Below are 19,735 nucleotides of genomic sequence, written 5' to 3'. Positions count from 1 at the left end.
GCGAGCCGCGAAGCCTAGACTGGCGGCATGCCCCTCATCGCACTCACCGGCGGCATCGCGTCGGGGAAGTCGACCATCGCGCGGCGTCTCGCCGAGCACGGAGCGATGATCGTCGACGCCGACCAGATCGTGCGTGACGTGCAGGCGCCCGGCTCGCCGGTGCTGGCGCGGATCGCGGAGACCTTCGGGCCCGATGTCATCGGCTCGGACGGCGCGTTGGACCGTGCGGCGCTCGGCGCCAGGGTCTTCGGCGATGCGACCCTGCTGGGCCGGTTGAACGCGATCGTGCATCCGGCGGTGCGCGAGGAATCGCAACGGCGATTCGAGGAGGCTCTGGCGGATCCTCAGGCGGTCGTGGTGTACGACGTGCCGCTGCTCGTCGAGGCCCGGGTCGACGATCCGTGGGACATGATCGTGGTCGCGCACGCACCGGCATCCGAGCGTCTGCGGCGCCTGGTCGAACTGCGCGGGATGGATGCACGCGCGGCGCAGGAGCGGATCGATGCGCAGGTGTCGGACGATCAGCGGCTCGCGATCGCCGACGTCGTGATCGACACGGCCAGCGACATCGCGGAGACGCACGCCCAGACCGATGCGCTCTGGGAGCGCATCCGCGCGCGGTGACGGACGACCCGTTCCGCGGGCATGCTCCCGGCTCGGCGGAGTACCGGCGCCTCATCGTGGGACTCTTCTTCGCCGGCGTCGCCACCTTCGCGCAGCTCTACTCGACGCAGGGCGTGCTGCCGCAGATCGCCGACGACCTCGAGGTCGCGCCGGCGACCGCCGCGCTCACCGTGTCGGCCGCGACCCTGGGCCTCGCGATCGCGGTGATCCCGTGGTCCGCCGTCGCTGACCGGATCGGACGCCTGCAGGCCATGGCCCTCGGCGTGATCGCGGCGACCGCCCTCGGGCTGTGCGCGCCTCTCAGCTCGGAGATCGGCCTCCTCCTGGTCCTACGGCTCGCTGAGGGCATGGCACTCGGTGCGATTCCCGCTGTGGCGCTCGCCTACCTGAGCGAGGAGGTGAGCGCGCGTCATGCCGCCGCAGCCGCCGGCAGCTACATCGCGGGCACCACGGTGGGAGGGCTCCTGGGCCGCATCGTCGCCGGCGTCGTGGGGGAGCTGACGGCCTGGCGCGCCGGTGTCTGGGCTGTCGCCCTGCTCTGCGTCGTCGCAGCCGTCCTCTTCCTGTGGCTCACCCCGCGCGCGCGGGGATTCGTGCCTCGTCGGCGGAACGAGCGGTACAGTCCGACCCTGCTCCGTCGACTGCTGGTGCCACTGCGGTCTCCGCAGCAGCTCGCGCTGTACGCGCAGGGCTTCCTCCTTATGGGCGCCTTCGTCGCCGTCTACAACTATCTGGGATTCCACCTGTCCGCGCCGCCGTTCCTGCTCCCGGTGTGGCTCGTGACGCTCCTGTTCCTGGCCTACCTGGCCGGCACCGTTTCGTCGCCGTGGGCCGGCGGCCTGGCGACCCGATTCGGCCGGTATCCGGTTCTCCTCGGCGCGCTCGGACTCACGGCGACGGGGGCCCTGCTGATGCTCGTTCCGGCCGTAGCCGTCCTGCTGTGCGGTCTGTTGCTCTTCACGGCGGGATTCTTCGCGGCCCATGCGGTGGCGTCCGGGTGGGCTCCGACCGCGGCGAGCACCGAGACCCGCGCCCAGGCGTCGTCGCTGTACTACTTCGGCTACTACGCCGGCTCGAGCCTTTTCGGCTGGGCCCTCGGCCTGGTTTTCGGGTCGACGAGCTGGTCGCTGTTCGTCGTGCTCATGGTCTCGATGTGCCTCGCCGCCGCCGTGATCGCGGTCGCCGCTCTTCGCACCACGGCCTCCGGGCGTCCGATGGCGGGCTGACCCGCGGGCGACGGCCTCGATGTCGGAGGGGCGGCCTACGCTGGAGGTATGCAGACCACGCGCAGCGTCCGTCCCTTCGAGGTCATCAGCGAATACGCACCCGCGGGCGACCAGCCGCAGGCCATCGCCGAGCTCGCGGGGCGGATCAACGCGGGGGAGACCGATGTGGTGCTGCTCGGCGCCACCGGAACGGGAAAGTCGGCGACGACCGCCTGGCTGGTCGAGCAGGTGCAGCGACCCACGCTCGTGCTCGCGCACAACAAGACCCTGGCGGCACAGCTGGCCAACGAGTTCCGCGAGCTCATGCCGAACAACGCCGTGGAGTACTTCGTCTCGTACTACGACTACTACCAGCCCGAGGCCTATGTGCCCCAGACCGACACCTTCATCGAGAAGGACTCGTCGATCAACGCCGAGGTCGAGCGGCTGCGGCACTCGACCACGAACTCGCTCCTCAGCCGGCGCGACGTCGTCGTGGTCTCCACGGTGTCGTGCATCTACGGCCTCGGTGCGCCCGAGGAGTACCTCCGGGCGATGGTCGCGCTGCAGGTGGGCGAGCGCTACGACCGCGACGCGCTGATCCGTCAGTTCATCGCCATGCAGTACAACCGCAACGACGTCGACTTCTCGCGGGGCAACTTTCGCGTGCGAGGAGACACCATCGAGATCATCCCGGTCTACGAGGAGCACGCGATCCGCATCGAGCTCTTCGGCGACGAGATCGAGGGACTGTACTCGTTGCATCCGCTGACCGGCGAGGTCATCGAGAAGCTCGATTCGGTGCCGATCTTCCCCGCCTCGCACTACGTCGCGGGGACCGACGTCATCCAGCGCTCGATCGGCACGATCGAGCACGAGCTCGAACAGCGTTTGGAGGAGTTCGAACGACAGGGCAAGCTGCTCGAGGCGCAGCGACTGCGCATGCGCACCACCTTCGATCTCGAGATGCTCCAGCAACTGGGCTTCTGCTCCGGCATCGAGAACTACTCCCGTCACATGGACGGGCGGATGCCGGGCGAGCCGCCCCACACCCTGCTCGACTTCTTCCCCGACGACTTCCTCCTCGTCATCGACGAGTCGCACGTGACGGTGCCGCAGATCGGGGCGATGTACGAAGGCGACGCGTCGCGCAAGCGCACGCTCGTCGATCACGGGTTCCGGCTGCCGAGTGCCATGGACAACCGCCCGCTGCGCTGGGACGAGTTCAAGAACCGGGTGGGACAGACGGTGTACCTCTCGGCGACGCCCGGAAAGTACGAGATGGGCATCGCCGACGGCGTGGTGGAGCAGATCATCCGCCCGACCGGCCTCGTCGATCCGCATATCGTGGTGAAGCCGTCGAAGGGTCAGATCGACGACCTGCTCGAGGAGATCCGCGTGCGCGTCGAGAGGGATGAGCGCATCCTCGTCACGACGCTGACGAAGAAGATGGCGGAGGAGCTGACAGACTTCCTCGGCGAACACGGCGTCCGCGTGAGATATCTGCATTCCGACGTCGACACGCTGCGTCGGGTCGAACTGCTCACGGAGCTGCGCACGGGCGTGTACGACGTGCTGGTCGGCATCAACCTCCTGCGAGAGGGCCTCGATCTTCCGGAGGTGTCGTTGGTCGCGATCCTCGACGCCGACAAGGAGGGGTTCCTGCGTTCGGGCACCTCACTGATCCAGACGATCGGACGAGCCGCACGAAACGTCTCCGGCGAGGTGCACATGTACGCCGACAAGATCACCGACTCGATGGCCAAGGCGATCGAGGAGACCGATCGCCGACGCGAGAAGCAGATCGCCTACAACAAGGAGAACGGCATCGATCCGATGCCTCTGCGCAAGCGCATCGCCGATATCACCGAGGTGCTCGCACGCGAGGGCGCCGATACGGCCGACATGCTCGCCGGCCGCGGGCGGGGGAGCGGCAAGGGCAAGTCGCCCACGCCCAACCTCCGACGCACCGGCATCGCCGCCGAGGGGGCCGAGCAGCTGGAGGCGACGATCCAGGACCTGTCGAACCAGATGCTCGCCGCGGCGGCCGAGCTCAAGTTCGAGCTGGCCGGGCGGCTGCGCGACGAGGTGCAGGACCTCAAGAAGGAGCTCCGAGCGATGGAACGCGCCGGTCACGCGTGAGCGGCCGCGGTGTGAGGGGAGGAGCTGACCATGGATGCCGCAGGTGAAGAGCTCGCCGACCGCGTCCGCGCACTCCTGAGCATCGGGGCGGAGATCGAGGAGCGGAGGATGTTCGGCACCCGCGCATTCCTCCTCGACGGTCGCATCCTGGTCGGTGCGCGAAAGAACGGGGTCCTGCTGGTCCGGGTCGACGACGAGAACGGACCCGCGCTCCTCACCGAGCCGGGCGCCTCGCACGCGGTCATGGGAACGCGCACGATGGGCTCGGGTTGGCTCGACGTCGCCCCCGAGGCGATCGCCGACGACGACGGCCTCATGTTCTGGCTCGATGCCGCACGTGAGACGAACCGCCGCGCCGACTGAGTCCGTCGGGGCTCAGGGGCAGTGCACCATGGTGCGCGGGCCGCTGCGGTCGATCTCGTGCTCCGACATCGGGGCACCGCACAGGGGACACGCACGCTCCGCGCGCTCGGCCGCACTCGGCGGCGGCGTCTTCTCGTACGGCCCCACCGACGCCGGCCCGGCGAAACGGATCAGGTTCGCGTTGACCCACGCGTAGAGTCCGCCGGCCTCGCGGATGCGGGTGCGGAGGGCGGGGCGATCGGAGTCTCGGCGCATGATCATTAGTGTACTAAGCATTAGGCCGCATGTATATTCGGCTGTGTGATGGCAACCGACGATCTGCTCCGCCTCGAGAATCAGCTCTGCTTCGCGATCGTGACCGCGGCGCGCAACGTGGTCGCCGTCTACCGACCCATCCTCGAGCCGCTGGGGCTCACCCATCCGCAGTACCTCGTGATGCTCGCGCTCTGGGAGCGCGCACCGCGCACGCTGCATGACCTGGCCGCCGATCTGGCTCTCGAGCCGGCCACCGCGTCGCCCCTCGTGAAGCGCCTCGAAGCCGACGGTCTCGTGACCCGTCAGCGCAGCACCCGGGACGAGCGGCGTCTCGAGATCACGCTCACCGACGCGGGCGCCGCGCTCCGCGAGAGGGCGGTCGACGTGCCGCGTCAGGTCATGGCTGCCGTGGAGATGGATCCGGCTCAGATCGCGCTGCTCCGCGACGGACTCGGCGCCTTCGCCGGGCGGCGTCCGAGAGCCGACTGACCCCGACCGGGGGCGCTGGACGGCACACTCACAGGCTGCGCGGAGCCGATGTCCGTGGCCCCTCGTAGACTTGTCCGGTGCCCATCGTCCCCGTTGCCTCCCCAGGAAAACTCAGTGTTCGCGGTGCCCGCGTGCACAATCTCAAGAACGTCGACATCGACATCCCGCGCGACTCCCTGGTCGTGTTCACCGGCCTCTCCGGGTCGGGAAAGTCGAGCCTCGCCTTCGACACGATCTTCGCCGAGGGCCAGCGTCGCTACGTCGAGTCGCTGAGCGCTTACGCCCGCCAGTTCCTCGGCCAGGTCGACCGCCCCGACGTCGACTTCATCGAGGGTCTGAGTCCGGCGGTGTCGATCGATCAGAAGTCGACCAACCGCAATCCGCGCTCGACCGTCGGCACGATCACCGAGATCTACGACTACATGCGACTCCTGTGGGCGCGCATCGGGGTTCCGCACTGCCCCGAGTGCGGCGAGCGCATCCAGCGGCAGACGGTTCAGCAGATCGCCGATCAGCTCATGGAGCTCCCCGAGCGGACGCGCTACCAGATCGTCGCCCCGATCGTCTCGCAGAAGAAGGGCGAGTTCGTCGACCTGTTCCGCGAACTGGGCGCGAAGGGATACTCGCGCGCGATCGTCGACGGCGATCTGATCCAGCTCTCCGAGCCGCCCACGCTGAAGAAGAGCTACAAGCACGACATCGCCGTCGTGGTCGACCGTCTCGTCGCGTCGCCCGACATCCTCGGGCGCATCACCGACTCCGTCGAGACCGCGCTGGGCCTGGCGGGCGGCGTGGTGCAGGTGAACTACGTCGACGGTGAGGGAGAAGACGCCTGGCAGACCTTCTCCGAGAAGCTGGCGTGCCCGAACGGGCATGCCCTCACCCTCACCGAGATCGAACCGCGCACCTTCTCGTTCAACGCGCCGTTCGGCGCGTGCCCCGCGTGCTCGGGCCTCGGCACCCGCATGTCGGTCGACGTCGACCTGATGCTCGGCGACGAAGACCTCTCCATCCGCGAGGGCGTCATCATCCCGTGGACCACGCAGGGCAAGGGGCTGTTCCAGTACTACGAGCGACTGCTCGAAGGTCTCGCGCGAGACCTCGACTTCTCGCTCGACACTCCATGGAATCGGCTTCACTCCGACGTGCAGGACGCCGTCCTCCGCGGGGAGAACTACAAGGTGACGGTGAAGTGGAAGAACCGGTACGGGCGCGAGATGCGCTACGCGTCGGGCTTCGAGGGCGTCGTGCCCTATATCGAGCGGCAGTACCTGCAGGCCGAGTCCGACACGCAGCGCAGCCGCTGGGGCGAGTACCTGCGCGAGGTGCCGTGTCCGGTCTGCGACGGCAACCGCCTGAAGCCCGAGGTTCTCGCCGTGCAGGTGCACGGCCACTCGATCGCCGAGGTCTCCCATCTCAGCCTCGCCGATGCCCGCTCGTTCATGGAGACACTGACCCTGACCGATCGAGAGGCGCAGATCGCCGCGCAGGTGCTGCGCGAGATCCGGCTGCGGCTCGACTTCCTGCTGCAGGTCGGTCTCTCCTACCTCAACCTCAGCCGCTCGGCCGGCTCGCTCTCGGGCGGCGAGGCGCAGCGCATCCGCCTGGCCACGCAGATCGGGTCGGGACTCACGGGTGTGCTCTACGTGCTCGACGAACCGTCGATCGGACTCCATCAGCGCGACAATCGTCGGCTCATCAACACTCTCCTCAAGCTCCGCGACCTCGGCAACACGCTGATCGTGGTCGAGCACGACGAAGAGACGATCGAGGCGGCAGACTGGGTCGTCGACATCGGGCCGGGCGCCGGCGTGAACGGCGGGGCGGTGGTGCACTCCGGCCCGTACTCCGCCCTCCTCGGCGACTCTGAGTCGATGACCGGCCAGTACCTCTCCGGTCGCCGCGAGATCCCGATGCCGACGAAGCGGCGCAAGATCGACAAGAAGCGGATGCTGAGCGTGGTCGGCGCGCGCGCGAACAATCTGCGCAACGTCACCGCCGACTTCCCCCTCGGAGTGCTGACCGCGGTGACCGGGGTCAGCGGGTCGGGCAAGTCGTCGCTCGTCAACGACATCCTGTACCAGGTGCTCGCCTCACGTCTCAACGGCGCCCGCACCGTGCCGGGCAAGCACACGCGGGTGACCGGGCTCGACAACCTCGACAAGGTCGTGCACGTCGACCAGGCGCCGATCGGGCGCACGCCGCGATCCAACCCGGCGACGTACACGGGCGTGTTCGACCGCATCCGCACCCTCTTCAGCGAGACGCCCGAGGCGAAGGTCCGCGGATACCTCCCCGGACGCTTCAGCTTCAACGTCAAGGGCGGGCGCTGCGAGGCGTGCTCGGGCGACGGCACCATCAAGATCGAGATGAACTTCCTGCCCGACGTGTACGTCGACTGCGAGGTCTGCCACGGCAAGCGCTACAACCGCGACACCCTGGCGGTGCACTACAAGGGCAAGAACATCGCCGAGGTGCTCGAGATGCCGATCGAGGAGGCCGCCGAGTTCTTCGAGCCGATCCAGGCGATCCACCGGTACATGAAGACCCTCGTCGACGTGGGCCTCGGGTACGTGCGGCTCGGTCAGTCGGCGACCACGCTGTCGGGCGGCGAGGCGCAGCGCGTGAAGCTCGCGACCGAGCTCCAGCGGCGCAGCAACGGCCGCAGCATCTACGTGCTCGACGAGCCGACCACCGGTCTGCACTTCGAAGACGTGCGCAAGCTGCTGGAAGTCCTCAACGGACTCGTCGACAAGGGCAACACGGTCATCGTGATCGAGCACAACCTCGACGTCATCAAATCGGCCGACTGGGTGATCGACCTCGGGCCCGAGGGCGGCTCCGGCGGTGGTCAGATCATCGCCACCGGCACGCCCGAGCAGATCGCGCGCGTCGAGGAGAGCCACACCGGGCTCTTCCTCGCTGAGATCCTCGACGGCTCGACCGGATCAGCGACGCAGACAGGACCCGTGCGGAAGGCCAGCTGATGGCGGCTGTCCTTCCGTACAAGCCGAGAACGGGGGAGATCCCCACCGACCCCGGTGTGTACCGGTTCCGCGACGCCGACGGCCGCGTCCTGTACGTGGGCAAGGCGAAGAACCTGCGTCAGCGGCTGTCGAACTACTTCGCGCCCCTGCGCACGCTGCACGAGCGCACCCGGCGCATGGTCACCACGGCCGCATCCGTCGAGTGGACGGTCGTGCCGACCGACGTCGACTCGCTCCAACTCGAGTACATGTGGATCAAGGAGTTCGATCCGCCGTTCAACGTGCGGTATCGCGACGACAAGTCGTATCCCTTCATGGCGGTCACCCTCGGCGACGAGGCGCCGCGGGTCATCGTCACCCGCAACCGCAAGATCCCCGGCGCTCGATACTTCGGCCCCTTCCCGAAGGTGTGGGCGGTGCACGAGACCATCGACCTGATGATCAAGGCGTTCCCGATCCGCACGTGCAGCGACGCGAGCTACAAGCGGGCGATGCAGACCGGGCGCCCGTGCTTCCCCGGGCAGATCGGCAAGTGCGGCGGACCGTGCTCCATGACGGTGACCATCGAAGAGCACCGTGCCATGGTCGACGACTTCGTCGCGTTCATGGCCGGCGGAGACGAGCGGTTCACTCGGGATCTGACGAAGCGGATGCTGGCCGCCTCGGCTGCGATGGACTACGAGGCCGCCGCGAAGTACCGGGACAAGCTCAGCGCGATCGAGGCCGTGCTCGGAAAGAGCGCGCTGGTGCTCCAGCCCGACGAGGACGCCGACCTGTTCGGGATCGCCGAGGACGAGCTCGCCGCAGCCGTGCAGCACTTCGTCATCCGCGGTGGCCGCGTGCGCGGAGTGCGCGCGATGACGATCGAGAAGGAGATCGACATCACCACGGGCGAACTCGTCGACCAGGTGCTCCAGCGCGCCTACGGCGATGCCCAGGACGTGCCTCGGCGCATCATCGTTCCGACCCTTCCCGATGACGCCGCCGACCTCGAGGCGTGGCTGCGGGAGCGCAGGGGGAAGAAGACCGAGATCGCGGTGGCACAGCGGGGTCAGCGCGCCGACCTCATGCGCACGGCGACCGTGAATGCGCAGCAGGCGCTGATCCGGCACAAGACGCGTCGCACCAGCGACTACGTCGCGCGGACCCAGGCGCTCACCGACCTGCAGGCGGCGCTGGGCATGAGCGAGGCGCCGTTGCGCATCGAGTGCTTCGACATCTCGCACCTGGGCGGCACGAACGTCGTCGCATCGATGGTGGTCTTCGAAGACGGACTGCCCCGCAAAGACCAGTACCGGTCGTTCAACATCCCCGAGACCACCGACGACACCGATTCGATGTACCAGGTGCTCCGCCGGCGGCTCGCCTACCTGGATCGGCCCGAGGAGAACGACGACGACGCGGCCGACGAGAATGGGCGACGGCGTCCGCGCTTCGCCTACCCGCCCCAGCTGCTCCTCGTGGACGGCGGCAGACCCCAGGTCGAAGCGGCAGCACGCGCGCTCCGCGACGCCGGGCACACCGAGATCGCCGTATGCGGCATCGCCAAGCGCCTCGAAGAGGTCTGGCTGCCCGGCGACGACTACCCGGTGATCCTGCCGCGCACCAGCGAGGCGCTGTACCTGCTGCAACGACTCCGCGACGAGGCACACCGCTTCGCCATCACGCACCAGCGGAAGAGGCGGAAGAACGACATCTCCACCGTGCTCGCCGAGGTGCCGGGCCTCGGGTCGTCGCGGATCAAGGTGCTGCTGAAGCACTTCGGCTCGGTCACGGCGCTTCGCGCCGCCCGGCCCCAGGAGATCCAGCAGGTGCAGGGAATCGGTCCGGTCCTCGCGCAGAACATCCACACGCATCTCGCGACTCGCTAGGCTGGACGGCGGGGGAGAAGGGGCGCTGAGATGACGGACGAGGAGAAGGGCGAGTTCCTCATCGTCACGGGGATGTCCGGCGCCGGCCGGACCACCGTGGCGAACGCACTGGAGGACCTCGGCTGGTACGTCGTCGACAACCTGCCGCCGCAGATCCTGCGCCCGCTGCTCGACCTCACCGACATGGGCGGGAATGCGCTGCCCAAGGTCGCCGCGGTCGTCGACGTGCGCGGCCGCAATCTCTTCGACGACTTCCCCGGTGTGGCCCGCGCCCTCCGCTCCCGCGGCTCGGTGCGTGTGCTCTTCCTCGACGCCTCCGATGACGTGCTCGTGCGACGCTTCGAGTCGGTTCGGCGGCCGCATCCGCTCCAGGACGACGGCACCCTGCTCGACGGCATCCGCACCGAACGCACCCGCCTCGCGCCGATCCGCGAGGCGGCCGACCTCGTCATCGACACCTCCGCGCTGAACATCCATCAGCTCGCCACCCAGGTGTCCGACATCTTCTCGGAGGAGGGCCAGGCCCGGCACCGCGTCACCCTCCTCAGTTTCGGCTTCAAGTACGGCCTGCCGACCGACGTCGACATCGTCGCCGACATGCGCTTCCTCCCGAACCCGTTCTGGAACGAGGAGCTGCGCGGCCTGACCGGCCAGGACGAGTCCGTCCGCGACTACGTGCTGTCGCGCGACGGCGCCCTCGACTTCCTCGACGCCTACGCCGCGGCATTGGCCCCGGTGCTCGAGGGGTACCAGCGTGAGAACAAGAGCCACTCCACCATCGCCATCGGGTGCACGGGCGGCAAGCACCGCTCCGTGGCGATGTCGGAGGAGCTCGCGCGCAGGCTCACGGCCATCCCCGGCGTGGCCGTCAATGTCCGTCACCGGGATCTGGGCAGGGAGTAGCCGGTCGCCCGGCCGAGTAGGCTGGACGTTTGCGTCGCGATCCGGCGCGTGAACGTGAAGGAGTGTCGTGGCCCTAACCACCGACGTCAAGGCTGAGCTGGTCAGCATCCGCAACGCACCGCCGACGGTGCGCGTCGCCGAGGTGACCGCGATCCTCCGGTTCGCCGGTGGTCTGCATTCCATCGCCGGCCGCGTGGCCGTCGAGGCGGAGGTCGATGCCGAGACCCTCGCCCGCCGCGTCGCCCGCGATCTCGCCGAGATCTACGGCGTCCGCCCCGAGATCGCGCAGGTCCAGTCGAGCAGCGCGAGCGACGGTGCCCGATGGGCGGTGCGCGTGATCGCGCAGGGCGAGACGCTCGCGCGACAGACCGGACTCCTCGATCAGCGCCGTCGGCCCGTGCGCGGGCTGCCCAACCGCCTGACCACCGGTTCTCGTGCCGAGGTCGCCGGTCTCTGGCGCGGCGCGTTCCTCGCCGCGGGCTCGCTCAGCGAACCCGGTCGCTCGGCCATGCTCGAGGTCGTCTGCCCGTCATCCGAGGCTGCCATGGCTCTCGTCGGCGCCGCGCACCGGCTCGGCGTGGCGGCGAAGGCCCGCGAGGTGCGCGGCATGCCGCGCGTCGTCGTGCGCGAAGGGGAGGCGATCCGCACGATCCTCGCCGAGATGGGCGCGCAGCGCACCGCCGTCGCGTGGGAGGAGCTCCGGCAGCGCCGCGAGGTGCGCGCCGGCGTCAACCGCCTGGTCAACTTCGACGACGCGAATCTGCGCCGGTCCGCCCAGGCTGCGGTCGCGGCGTGCGCCCGCGTCGAACGCGCACTCGAGATCCTCGCGGACGAGGTCCCCGAGCACCTGCGCGTCGCCGGCGAGCTGCGACTCGCGCATCGCGACGCCAGTCTCGACGAGCTGGGGCATCACGCCGACCCGCCCCTCACCAAAGACGCCGTCGCCGGTCGCATCCGTCGTCTGCTCGCCATGGCCGACAAGCGCGCGCAGCAGGACGGAATCCCGGGCACGGAGGCCGCCGTACCGGCGGGCATCGACGTCTGACACGTCGAGGGTCTTCGTCACACGACGGAAGGATCTGGTCCGGCCGCGCGTTGTCGTCACTAGGATGATGGATGTCCGCTCTACGCCGCACATCGGCGGCGCGGAGGATCGGCAAGCGCCGCGGCGCGGCGCGGATTGGATGAATGCGATATGGCGATTTACACGCTCCCCGACCTTCCCTACGACTTCGCAGCGCTCGAGCCGCACATCAGCGGAAAGATCATGGAACTCCACCATGACAAGCACCACGCGACCTACGTCGCCGGCGCGAACACGGCTCTCGAGCAGCTCGCCGAGGCCCGCGAGAGCGGCAACCTGGCGAACGTCAACAAGCTTGAGAAGGACCTCGCGTTCAACCTCGGCGGACACGTCAACCACTCGATCTTCTGGACCAACCTCTCCCCGAACGGCGGCGGTGAGCCCGAGGGCGAGCTGAAGGCGGCGATCGACGAGTACTTCGGCTCGTTCGAGAAGTTCCAGGCGCACTTCACGGCCGCCGCGACCGGCATCCAGGGCTCCGGCTGGGCGGTTCTCAGCTGGGATTCGATCGGCCGGCGTCTCATCATCCAGCAGCTGTTCGACCAGCAGTCGAACACCGCTCAGGGGACGATCCCGCTGTTCCAGCTCGACATGTGGGAGCACGCCTTCTACCTCGACTACCTCAACGTGAAGGCCGACTACGTCAAGGCGGCATGGAACATCGCCAACTGGGAGAACGTGGCTCAGCGCCTCGACGTCGCCCGTCAGCAGACGAACGGCCTGCTGGTACTGTCGTAACCGGGTCGCGTCCCGGCGGGCCTGGTCTCGTCGGGACGCCATCTCAGCCAAAACCCCCCGCGCGTCGCGCTGCACGACTGCCGCGCCCGCGCACGAGAAACAGGGAGACCTCCGTGTCTGTCAAGATCGGCATCAACGGCTTCGGCCGTATCGGACGCAACTACCTTCGCGCGGCTCTCGCGCAGGGCGCAGACCTCGAGATCGTCGCGGTCAACGACCTCACCGACAACAAGACCCTCGCGCACCTGCTGAAGTACGACTCGGTGGGCGGCGTCCTCGACGCCGAGATCAGCTACGACGAGGAGAGCATCACCGTCGACGGCAAGTCGATCAAGGCGTTCGCCGAGCGCGACCCCGCCAACCTCCCGTGGGGCGAGCTGGGTGTCGACATCGTCATCGAGTCGACCGGCTTCTTCACCAAGGCGGAGCTCGCCAAGAAGCACATCGAGGCCGGCGCCAAGAAGGTCCTGATCTCCGCTCCCGGCACCGGCGTCGACGGCACATTCGTGATGGGCGTGAACGAGGACACGTACAACCCCGAGACCGACCACATCATCTCGAACGCCTCGTGCACGACGAACTGCCTCGCGCCGCTGGCGAAGGTCTTCAACGACGCGTTCGGCATCGACCGAGGCTTCATGATGACGGCGCACGCCTACACGGCAGACCAGAACCTGCAGGACGGCCCGCACAGCGACCTGCGTCGCGCACGCGCCGCGGCCATCAACATCACCCCGGCGTCGACCGGTGCCGCCAAGGCGATCGGCGAGGTGCTTCCGGAGCTCCAGGGCAAGCTGAGCGGCTCGTCGTACCGCGTGCCCGTCCCCACCGGGTCGATCGTCGACCTCACGCTCATCACCGATCGTCAGGACCTCACGGTCGACGAGGTGAACGCGGCGTACAAGGCGGCCGCCCTCGACGGTCGTCTCGCCGGCTACCTGCAGTACAACGCCGACCCGATCGTCTCGAGCGACATCGTGCACAACCCGCACTCGTCGATCTTCGACTCGACGCTCACCAACGTCAGCGGCAACCTGATCAAGGTGTCGAGCTGGTACGACAACGAGTGGGGCTACTCCAACCGTCTCGTCGACCTGACCGAGTACGTCGCCGAGCGCATCTGAGCCGCGGCACATGACTCTGCGCACCCTGGACTCACTGGGTTCGCTCGAGGGCAAGCGCGTCATCGTCCGTTGTGACCTGAACGTCCCCCTGCGGGACGGGGTCATCACGGACGATGGCCGTGTCCGCGCCTCGTTGCCGACCCTCAACGCACTCATCAACGCGGGCGCCCGCGTCGTCGTGTGCTCGCACCTCGGACGCCCGGAGGGCGCTCCCGATCCGCAGTACAGCCTCGAGCCGGTGGCCCAGCGGCTCTCCGAGCTGCTGGGTGCGCCGGTCGCGTTCGCGCGCGACACCGTGGGCGAGTCGGCTCAGGATGCCGTGGCGTCGCTCGAGGACGGCGGGGTCGTCGTCATCGAGAACCTGCGCTTCAACGCGGGGGAGACGGCGAAGGACGACGCCGAGCGCTCGGCGTTCGCCGAGCAGCTGGCGGCGCTCGGTGACGTCCTCGTGTCCGACGGATTCGGGGTCGTGCACCGCAAGCAGGCCAGCGTCTACGAGCTCGCGGAGCTCCTGCCCTCCGCAGCGGGGCTGCTGATCGAGACCGAACTCGATGTGCTCGACCGCCTCACCGAGAACCCGGAGCGGCCGTACGCCGTCGTCCTCGGGGGATCGAAGGTCAGCGACAAGCTCGGGGTCATCTCTCACCTGCTGCCCCGCGTCGACCGCATCCTGGTGGGCGGCGGAATGCTCTTCACGTTCTTGAAGGCGCAGGGCCACGAGGTCGCCGCCAGCCTCCTCGAGGAGGACCAGCTCGACACCGTTCGCGGCTATCTCGCCGAGGCCGAAGAGCGCGGCGTCGAGCTGGTGCTGCCGACCGACGTGGTCGTCGCCGCCTCGTTCGGTGCGGATGCCGACCACGAGGTCGCCGCAGCCGATGCCATCGAGGCGACGAGCTTCGGCGCCGCCGGCATCGGACTCGACATCGGTCCCAAGACCGCCGCCCGGTTCGCGGAGGTCATCCGCGCGTCGAAGACGGTGTTCTGGAACGGGCCGATGGGCGTGTTCGAGTTCCCCGCCTTCGCCGCCGGCACCAAGGCCGTCGCGCAGGCGCTGACCGAGGTCGACGGGCTCAGCGTCGTCGGCGGCGGCGACTCGGCCGCGGCCGTTCGTCAGCTCGGCTTCCGCGACGACCAGTTCGGTCACATCTCGACCGGCGGCGGCGCCAGCCTCGAGTTCCTCGAGGGCAAGAAACTACCCGGCCTGGAGGTGCTCGGATGGCAGTGAACAGCCGTACCCCGCTGATCGCGGGCAACTGGAAGATGAACCTCGACCACCTGCAGGCGGTCGCTTTCGTGCAGAAGCTGCACTGGACCCTCAAAGACGCCAAGCACGAGGACGGTTCGGTCGAGGTCGCGGTGTTCCCGCCGTTCACCGACATCCGCAGCGTCCAGACGCTGATCGACGCCGACAAGATCCCGTTCGCCCTCGGTGCGCAGGACCTGTCGGCGCACGACTCGGGCGCATATACCGGTGAGGTCTCGGGGGCCTTCCTCGCGAAGCTCGACGCGAAGTACGTGATCATCGGTCATTCGGAGCGGCGTGAGTATCACGCCGAATCCGACGAGGTCGTCGCGTCGAAGGTCCAGGCTGCGCTGCGTCACGGCCTGGTCCCGGTCATCTGCGTCGGCGAGACGGCGGACGACCTGGAGAAGTTCGGCGCGAGCGCGGTCCCGGCCGGTCAGCTCGAGGCGGCACTCCAGGGCGTGTCGAAGGATGCCGACATCGTCGTCGCCTACGAGCCCGTCTGGGCGATCGGCTCCGGTCAGGCGGCCACGCCGCAGCAGGCGCAGGACGTCTGCGCCGCTCTGCGCGGCGTCATCGCGAAGGTCCTCGGCGACGACGCGGCGGCACGCACCCGCATCCTCTACGGCGGTTCGGTGAAGTCGGCGAACATCGCCAGTTTCATGCGAGAGCCCGATGTGGACGGTGCGCTGGTCGGCGGGGCGAGCCTCGTGGTCGACGAGTTCGCCGCGATCATCCGCTTCGAGAAGCACGTCGGCGTGTGAGTGCGGCGGGGTCCCGGCCCCGCCGCACCGTATACTTGACCGTTACGGGGGCGCTCCTGCCCCAGCGAAAGGCTCTTTCTCGTGGCAATTCTCGAGTTCGTCCTGCAGGTCGTGCTGGGCATCACCAGCGTCCTGCTGACCCTCCTCATCCTCTTGCACAAGGGCCGCGGCGGTGGCCTGTCCGACATGTTCGGCGGCGGAATGACCTCGGCGGTCGGATCGTCGGGCCTCGCGGAGCGCAACCTGAACCGCTTCACCGTCATCCTGGCACTGACCTGGTTCGTCGCCATCGTCGCGCTGGGTCTCATCACGAAATTCGAGGTGATCTGATGGCCACCGGTGGCAACGCCATTCGCGGCACCCGCGTGGGCTCCGGCCCGATGGGGGAGCAGGACCACGGCTATCACGCCGACCGCATCGCCGTGTCGTACTGGGACGGACTCGGGAACGAGACGGTGCGCTACTTCGCGGCGGGTCTTCCCGAAGAGGAGATCCCCGAGATCATCGACCACCCGCAGTCCGGTCTGCCCGCAGGTCGCGACAAGGAGAACCCGCCGGCCCTCGCGAAGGCCGAGCCGTACAAGACGCACCTCGCCTACGTGAAGGAGCGCCGAACCGACGAGGAGGCTGTTCAGCTCCTCGAAGACGCCCTCTCGCAGCTGCGGGAGCGCCGCGGTCAGTGACCTGACGAAGACATGACGAAGCCGCCGCGATCACTCGCGGCGGCTTCGTCATGCGCCGAGGAGTTCGGCGCTCGGTGCGACGGTCAGCGGCATCCCGCGGCGGCATCGATGTAGCTCTGCGGCGGATAGCCGTAGGCCCAGACGCCGTTCGCGTCATCGGTGAACCCCATGCTGATGGCCCACGCCGTCGCCCACTTCTCGATGCTGTCCTGCGTGGACGAGTCGTACATGTCCTGGCACTTGACGCTGATCGCATGCCCGACCTCGTGCGCGACCAGCGCCTGGCTTCGGTCGGCGGGCCACTGCTCGGCGACCGAGTTCGACAGCTGGATGACCGAACGGCCGGGATCGTCCCACCACCACGTCGTGTACCCGCCCATGCTGCCGTTGTAGCCGGCGCCGTTCACCACGGGGGCCCAGTCGAACTCCAGCAGGACGCCCGGAGCGAGGGCGCGCGCGAACGCCTCGATCTCGAGTCGGGCGCCGAGGAGGGGGCCCGCCTTCTCGGCGAGCTCCTCGGTCTCCGTCGCGACGACCTGTGCCGCGGCATCCTGCAGGGCGATGTAGGTCGTCGCTGCCGCATCGTCGATCGTCGAGATCGTCAGCACGTCGGCCGCGGCGTCGCGCAGGGCGACCACGGCGTCGTTCCGGGCCGAGATGTGCGCGGCCTCGAACGGCACCGCCGCCTCGCCGGCGGTCGACAGCAGCGCGATCCCGCTCTCGACGAGCGCCGTCGACGCCTCGCCGACCTCGGCCGACGTCGTGTCGAGGTCGGCGGCGAGTCCGGCGGCGTCGGCGCTCCGACCGTCCAGCTGCGCCGTCGATCCGAACAGATCCCAGAACAGCGCCGGCTTCTCGCCGGCGGGCGGCAGCTCGCTGGCCACGAGGGCGTCGGCTGACGTCGTCGCCTCATCGGCGGCCGCGACCGCCGCGCGCAGGGCGTCCTCCGCAGCGGCATCGACGACGAGCACGTCGGCGGGATGGTCGACGATCAGGAGGGCGGCCTCGGACACCGCCTGCAAGTCGGAGCTCTCGGTGCGGAGGTCCGACTTCTCCCGCGTCACGGTCGCCGTGGCGTCGTCGTAGTTCTCGGCGGCGGCGTCGTAGCCGAGACTCGCGGTCAATTGGGTGATCCCGAGCGTCGCGAGCACCGCGGCCCCGCCCAGGATGCCGAGGATGAGACCGGTGCGGCGAGGGCGCGGCGAACGCGGGTCCGTGCCGACGACGGCGTGCCCTCCGTGGAAGCGTGGAGCGAGGGCATGGCCACCGCTCGACGACGGCGTGGACGTCGCCTGCGGATCCGACGGAGAAGGGGCGGTCACGGCATCCTCTTTCAACGGGCCTCGTGTTCGGAGCGGCGAACACGGCACTGCCAGAGTATGCGAAGGCCCCTGCCATGCGGCAGGGGCCTTCGGTATCGCGGAGGGGCTGACGGGAATCGAACCCGCATCATTAGTTTGGAAGACTAAGGCTTTACCACTAAGCTACAGCCCCGAATCCCTGAGGATGCTGCGCTCTGCCCAGCACACCGGGGAATCGAGCCGGAGTGGGACTCCGACCTGATCGATCATACCCGACAGTCGGCCCACCTCCCGTCCGTTAGACTCGTGGGGGCTGAATCTGCGCGCGGGTTCCCCGGGGCGTAGCTCAGTTTGGTAGAGCGCCCGCTTTGGGAGCGGGAGGTCGCAGGTTCAACTCCTGTCGCCCCGACACGGCATCTTCAAGCCTGACAGCCGCGGTTCAGCGCGGAGACAACAAGGAGAACACACCAGCATGGCGAACAGCACCGTCGAGAAGCTGACCCCCACCCGGGTCAAGCTCACCATCACGGTCACCCCGGACGACCTCAAGCCGAGCATCGCTCACGCCTACGAGCACATCGCTCAGGACGTCCAGATCCCCGGCTTCCGCAAGGGCAAGGTCCCGGCCCCGATCATCGACCAGCGCATCGGTCGCGGCGCCGTCATCGAGCACGCCGTGAATGAGGGGCTCGACAAGTTCTTCCGCGAAGCCGCCTCCGAGCACAAGCTCCGCATCGTCGGCCGTCCCTCCGCCGACATCACCCAGTGGCCGGCGGAGAAGGACTTCTCCGGCGACCTCCTGGTCGACGTCGAGGTCGACGTGCGCCCCGAGATCGAGATCCCCGCGTACGACGGCATCACCCTGACCGTCGACGCCGTCGAGGCGGATGACGCCGCCCTCGACGCCGAGCTCGACAACATGCGCGCGCGCTTCGGCACGCTCGTCCCCGTCGACCGTCCCGCGGCGAAGGGCGACTTCGTCGACCTCGACCTCGTGGCGACGATCGACGGCGCCGAGATCGACCGCGCCGAGGGCGTGTCGTACGAGATCGGCTCCGGCGAGCTGCTCGAGGGCATCGACGACGCCGTCGAGTCGCTGACCGCCGGTGAGGACACCACGTTCCGCTCGACCCTCGTCGGCGGCGACCACGCCGGCTCCGAGGCCGAGGTGTCGGTGACGGTCAAGGCCGTCAAGGAGCGCGAACTCCCCGAGGCCGACGACGACTTCGCACAGATCGCCAGCGAGTTCGACACGATCGCCGAGCTGCGCGCGAGCCTGGCCGAGCGCGTCGCCCAGCAGGGCGTATTCACGCAGGGTTCCGCCGCGCGTGACAAGCTCGTCGAGACGCTGCTCGAGCAGATCGACATCCCTGTGCCGCCGCAGCTCATCGAGGACGAGGTGCACAACCACCTCGAGGGCGAGGGTCGACTCGAGGACGACGTGCACCGCGCCGAGGTCACCGAGGCGAGCGAGAAGCAGTTCCGCACGCAGGTGCTGCTCGACACGATCGCCGAGCAGGCCGACGTGCAGGTCTCGCAGGAGGAGCTCAGCCAGTACCTCATCCAGTCGGCATCCCAGTACGGCATGGCGCCGCAGGAGTTCGTCGAGGCGCTGCAGTCCTCGAACCAGCTGCCCGCGCTCGTCGGCGAGGTCGCCCGCAACAAGGCTCTCGCGATCGCTCTGGGCAAGGTGAAGGTCGTCGACACGAACGGCAAGCCGGTCGACCTGTCGGACTTCGTCGTCACCGATGATGAGGCTGCCGACGAGACCACCGAGGCTCCGGTCGAGGAGAAGGCTCCCGCCAAGAAGAAGGCACCGGCCAAGAAGGCTGCGGCCAAGAAGGCCGACGACGCGGAGGCCCCTGAGAAGCCGGCCGCGAAGAAGCCGGCCGCGAAGAAGCCGGCTGCGAAGAAGGCGGCCGACAAGGCCGAGTGATCGGACACGATTCAGAAGGAGGG

General features: G+C 68.6%; 18 protein-coding genes and 2 tRNA genes. 17 read left to right on the top strand and 3 right to left on the bottom strand.

What is annotated here, in order from left to right; translation table 11 throughout:
* The first annotated feature begins 27 nt into the window (after window positions 1-27).
* Genes coaE through AB3M90_RS07290 form a run of 4 tightly spaced genes read left to right on the top strand, consistent with a single transcriptional unit; the run spans window position 28 to window position 4,334 of the window.
* On the top strand, window positions 28-624 hold the full coding sequence (coaE, locus tag AB3M90_RS07305) for a dephospho-CoA kinase (protein ID WP_412950977.1): 597 nt from the start codon (window positions 28-30) through the stop codon (window positions 622-624).
* On the top strand, window positions 621-1,850 hold the full coding sequence (locus tag AB3M90_RS07300) for an MFS transporter (RefSeq protein WP_412950975.1): 1,230 nt from the start codon (window positions 621-623) through the stop codon (window positions 1,848-1,850). Before coaE ends, AB3M90_RS07300 begins: the two co-directional genes overlap by 4 nt.
* Before the next feature lie 48 nt (window positions 1,851-1,898).
* Complete coding sequence (gene uvrB / locus AB3M90_RS07295; protein ID WP_412950974.1) at window positions 1,899-3,971, top strand: excinuclease ABC subunit UvrB; 2,073 nt, start codon at window positions 1,899-1,901, stop codon at window positions 3,969-3,971.
* A 30-nt stretch (window positions 3,972-4,001) separates the two neighbouring features.
* Window positions 4,002-4,334 carry a TfoX/Sxy family protein gene (locus tag AB3M90_RS07290; protein ID WP_412950973.1) on the top strand — a complete coding sequence of 111 codons (333 nt, stop codon included), beginning with the start codon at window positions 4,002-4,004 and terminating at the stop codon, window positions 4,332-4,334.
* Between the two features lie 12 nt (window positions 4,335-4,346).
* Here the strand turns inward: AB3M90_RS07290 and AB3M90_RS07285 are convergent, their stop codons facing one another.
* Complete coding sequence (locus tag AB3M90_RS07285; protein WP_412950971.1) at window positions 4,347-4,589, bottom strand: hypothetical protein; 243 nt, start codon at window positions 4,587-4,589, stop codon at window positions 4,347-4,349.
* Window positions 4,590-4,637: 48 nt separating this feature from the next.
* Between AB3M90_RS07285 and AB3M90_RS07280 the strand changes: the two genes are divergently transcribed.
* The 11 genes from AB3M90_RS07280 (at window position 4,638) to AB3M90_RS07230 (ending at window position 16,475) form a co-directional block, all read left to right on the top strand.
* Window positions 4,638-5,078: a MarR family winged helix-turn-helix transcriptional regulator gene (locus tag AB3M90_RS07280; RefSeq protein WP_412950969.1), complete on the top strand. Its 441-nt coding sequence runs from the start codon at window positions 4,638-4,640 to the stop codon at window positions 5,076-5,078.
* 77 nt (window positions 5,079-5,155) lie between these two features.
* Window positions 5,156-8,065 carry an excinuclease ABC subunit UvrA gene (gene uvrA / locus AB3M90_RS07275; RefSeq protein WP_412950968.1) on the top strand — a complete coding sequence of 970 codons (2,910 nt, stop codon included), beginning with the start codon at window positions 5,156-5,158 and terminating at the stop codon, window positions 8,063-8,065.
* Window positions 8,065-9,936: an excinuclease ABC subunit UvrC gene (gene uvrC / locus AB3M90_RS07270; RefSeq protein WP_412950966.1), complete on the top strand. Its 1,872-nt coding sequence runs from the start codon at window positions 8,065-8,067 to the stop codon at window positions 9,934-9,936. Before uvrA ends, uvrC begins: the two co-directional genes overlap by 1 nt.
* 30 nt (window positions 9,937-9,966) lie before the next feature.
* Window positions 9,967-10,839, top strand: coding sequence for an RNase adapter RapZ (rapZ, locus tag AB3M90_RS07265; protein ID WP_412950965.1), 873 nt, complete (start codon window positions 9,967-9,969; stop codon window positions 10,837-10,839).
* Between the two features lie 67 nt (window positions 10,840-10,906).
* The gene (gene whiA, locus AB3M90_RS07260; RefSeq protein WP_412950962.1) at window positions 10,907-11,884 is read left to right on the top strand and encodes a DNA-binding protein WhiA; all 978 of its coding nucleotides are present in this window, start codon (window positions 10,907-10,909) and stop codon (window positions 11,882-11,884) included.
* Window positions 11,885-12,034: 150 nt separating this feature from the next.
* Window positions 12,035-12,661 carry a superoxide dismutase gene (locus AB3M90_RS07255; RefSeq protein WP_412950960.1) on the top strand — a complete coding sequence of 209 codons (627 nt, stop codon included), beginning with the start codon at window positions 12,035-12,037 and terminating at the stop codon, window positions 12,659-12,661.
* 113 nt (window positions 12,662-12,774) lie between these two features.
* Entirely contained in the window at window positions 12,775-13,785 is a 1,011-nt protein-coding gene (gene gap / locus AB3M90_RS07250) for a type I glyceraldehyde-3-phosphate dehydrogenase (protein ID WP_412950958.1), read from the top strand.
* A 10-nt stretch (window positions 13,786-13,795) separates the two neighbouring features.
* On the top strand, window positions 13,796-15,010 hold the full coding sequence (locus AB3M90_RS07245; protein WP_412950957.1) for a phosphoglycerate kinase: 1,215 nt from the start codon (window positions 13,796-13,798) through the stop codon (window positions 15,008-15,010).
* Complete coding sequence (tpiA, locus tag AB3M90_RS07240; protein ID WP_412950955.1) at window positions 15,001-15,792, top strand: triose-phosphate isomerase; 792 nt, start codon at window positions 15,001-15,003, stop codon at window positions 15,790-15,792. The genes AB3M90_RS07245 and tpiA overlap by 10 nt, the downstream gene beginning before the upstream one ends.
* 81 nt (window positions 15,793-15,873) lie before the next feature.
* On the top strand, window positions 15,874-16,122 hold the full coding sequence (gene secG, locus AB3M90_RS07235) for a preprotein translocase subunit SecG (protein WP_412950953.1): 249 nt from the start codon (window positions 15,874-15,876) through the stop codon (window positions 16,120-16,122).
* Window positions 16,122-16,475, top strand: coding sequence for an RNA polymerase-binding protein RbpA (locus tag AB3M90_RS07230; RefSeq protein WP_412950951.1), 354 nt, complete (start codon window positions 16,122-16,124; stop codon window positions 16,473-16,475). Before secG ends, AB3M90_RS07230 begins: the two co-directional genes overlap by 1 nt.
* Before the next feature lie 83 nt (window positions 16,476-16,558).
* Here the strand turns inward: AB3M90_RS07230 and AB3M90_RS07225 are convergent, their stop codons facing one another.
* Together AB3M90_RS07225 and AB3M90_RS07220 are read right to left on the bottom strand one after the other, a co-directional pair.
* The gene (locus AB3M90_RS07225) at window positions 16,559-17,797 is read right to left on the bottom strand and encodes a hypothetical protein (protein WP_412950950.1); all 1,239 of its coding nucleotides are present in this window, start codon (window positions 17,795-17,797) and stop codon (window positions 16,559-16,561) included.
* A 101-nt stretch (window positions 17,798-17,898) separates the two neighbouring features.
* Window positions 17,899-17,969: transfer RNA gene (locus AB3M90_RS07220), tRNA-Gly, on the bottom strand.
* A gap of 142 nt (window positions 17,970-18,111) precedes the next feature.
* On the opposite strand from AB3M90_RS07220, the gene AB3M90_RS07215 reads away from it, so the two are divergent.
* Window positions 18,112-18,185 (top strand) — tRNA-Pro (locus tag AB3M90_RS07215).
* Between the two features lie 63 nt (window positions 18,186-18,248).
* Window positions 18,249-19,712 (top strand): trigger factor, encoded by a 1,464-nt coding sequence (tig, locus tag AB3M90_RS07210; protein WP_412950948.1) that lies wholly within the window; start codon window positions 18,249-18,251, stop codon window positions 19,710-19,712.
* Window positions 19,713-19,735: the final 23 nt, after the last annotated feature.

The sequence above is a fragment of the Microbacterium martis genome, assembly GCF_047246685.1.
Taxonomy (GTDB): Bacteria; Actinomycetota; Actinomycetes; order Actinomycetales; family Microbacteriaceae; genus Microbacterium.
The sequence above is the reverse complement of the archived record's forward strand: the minus strand, read 5'-3'. Positions and strand labels throughout refer to the sequence as shown.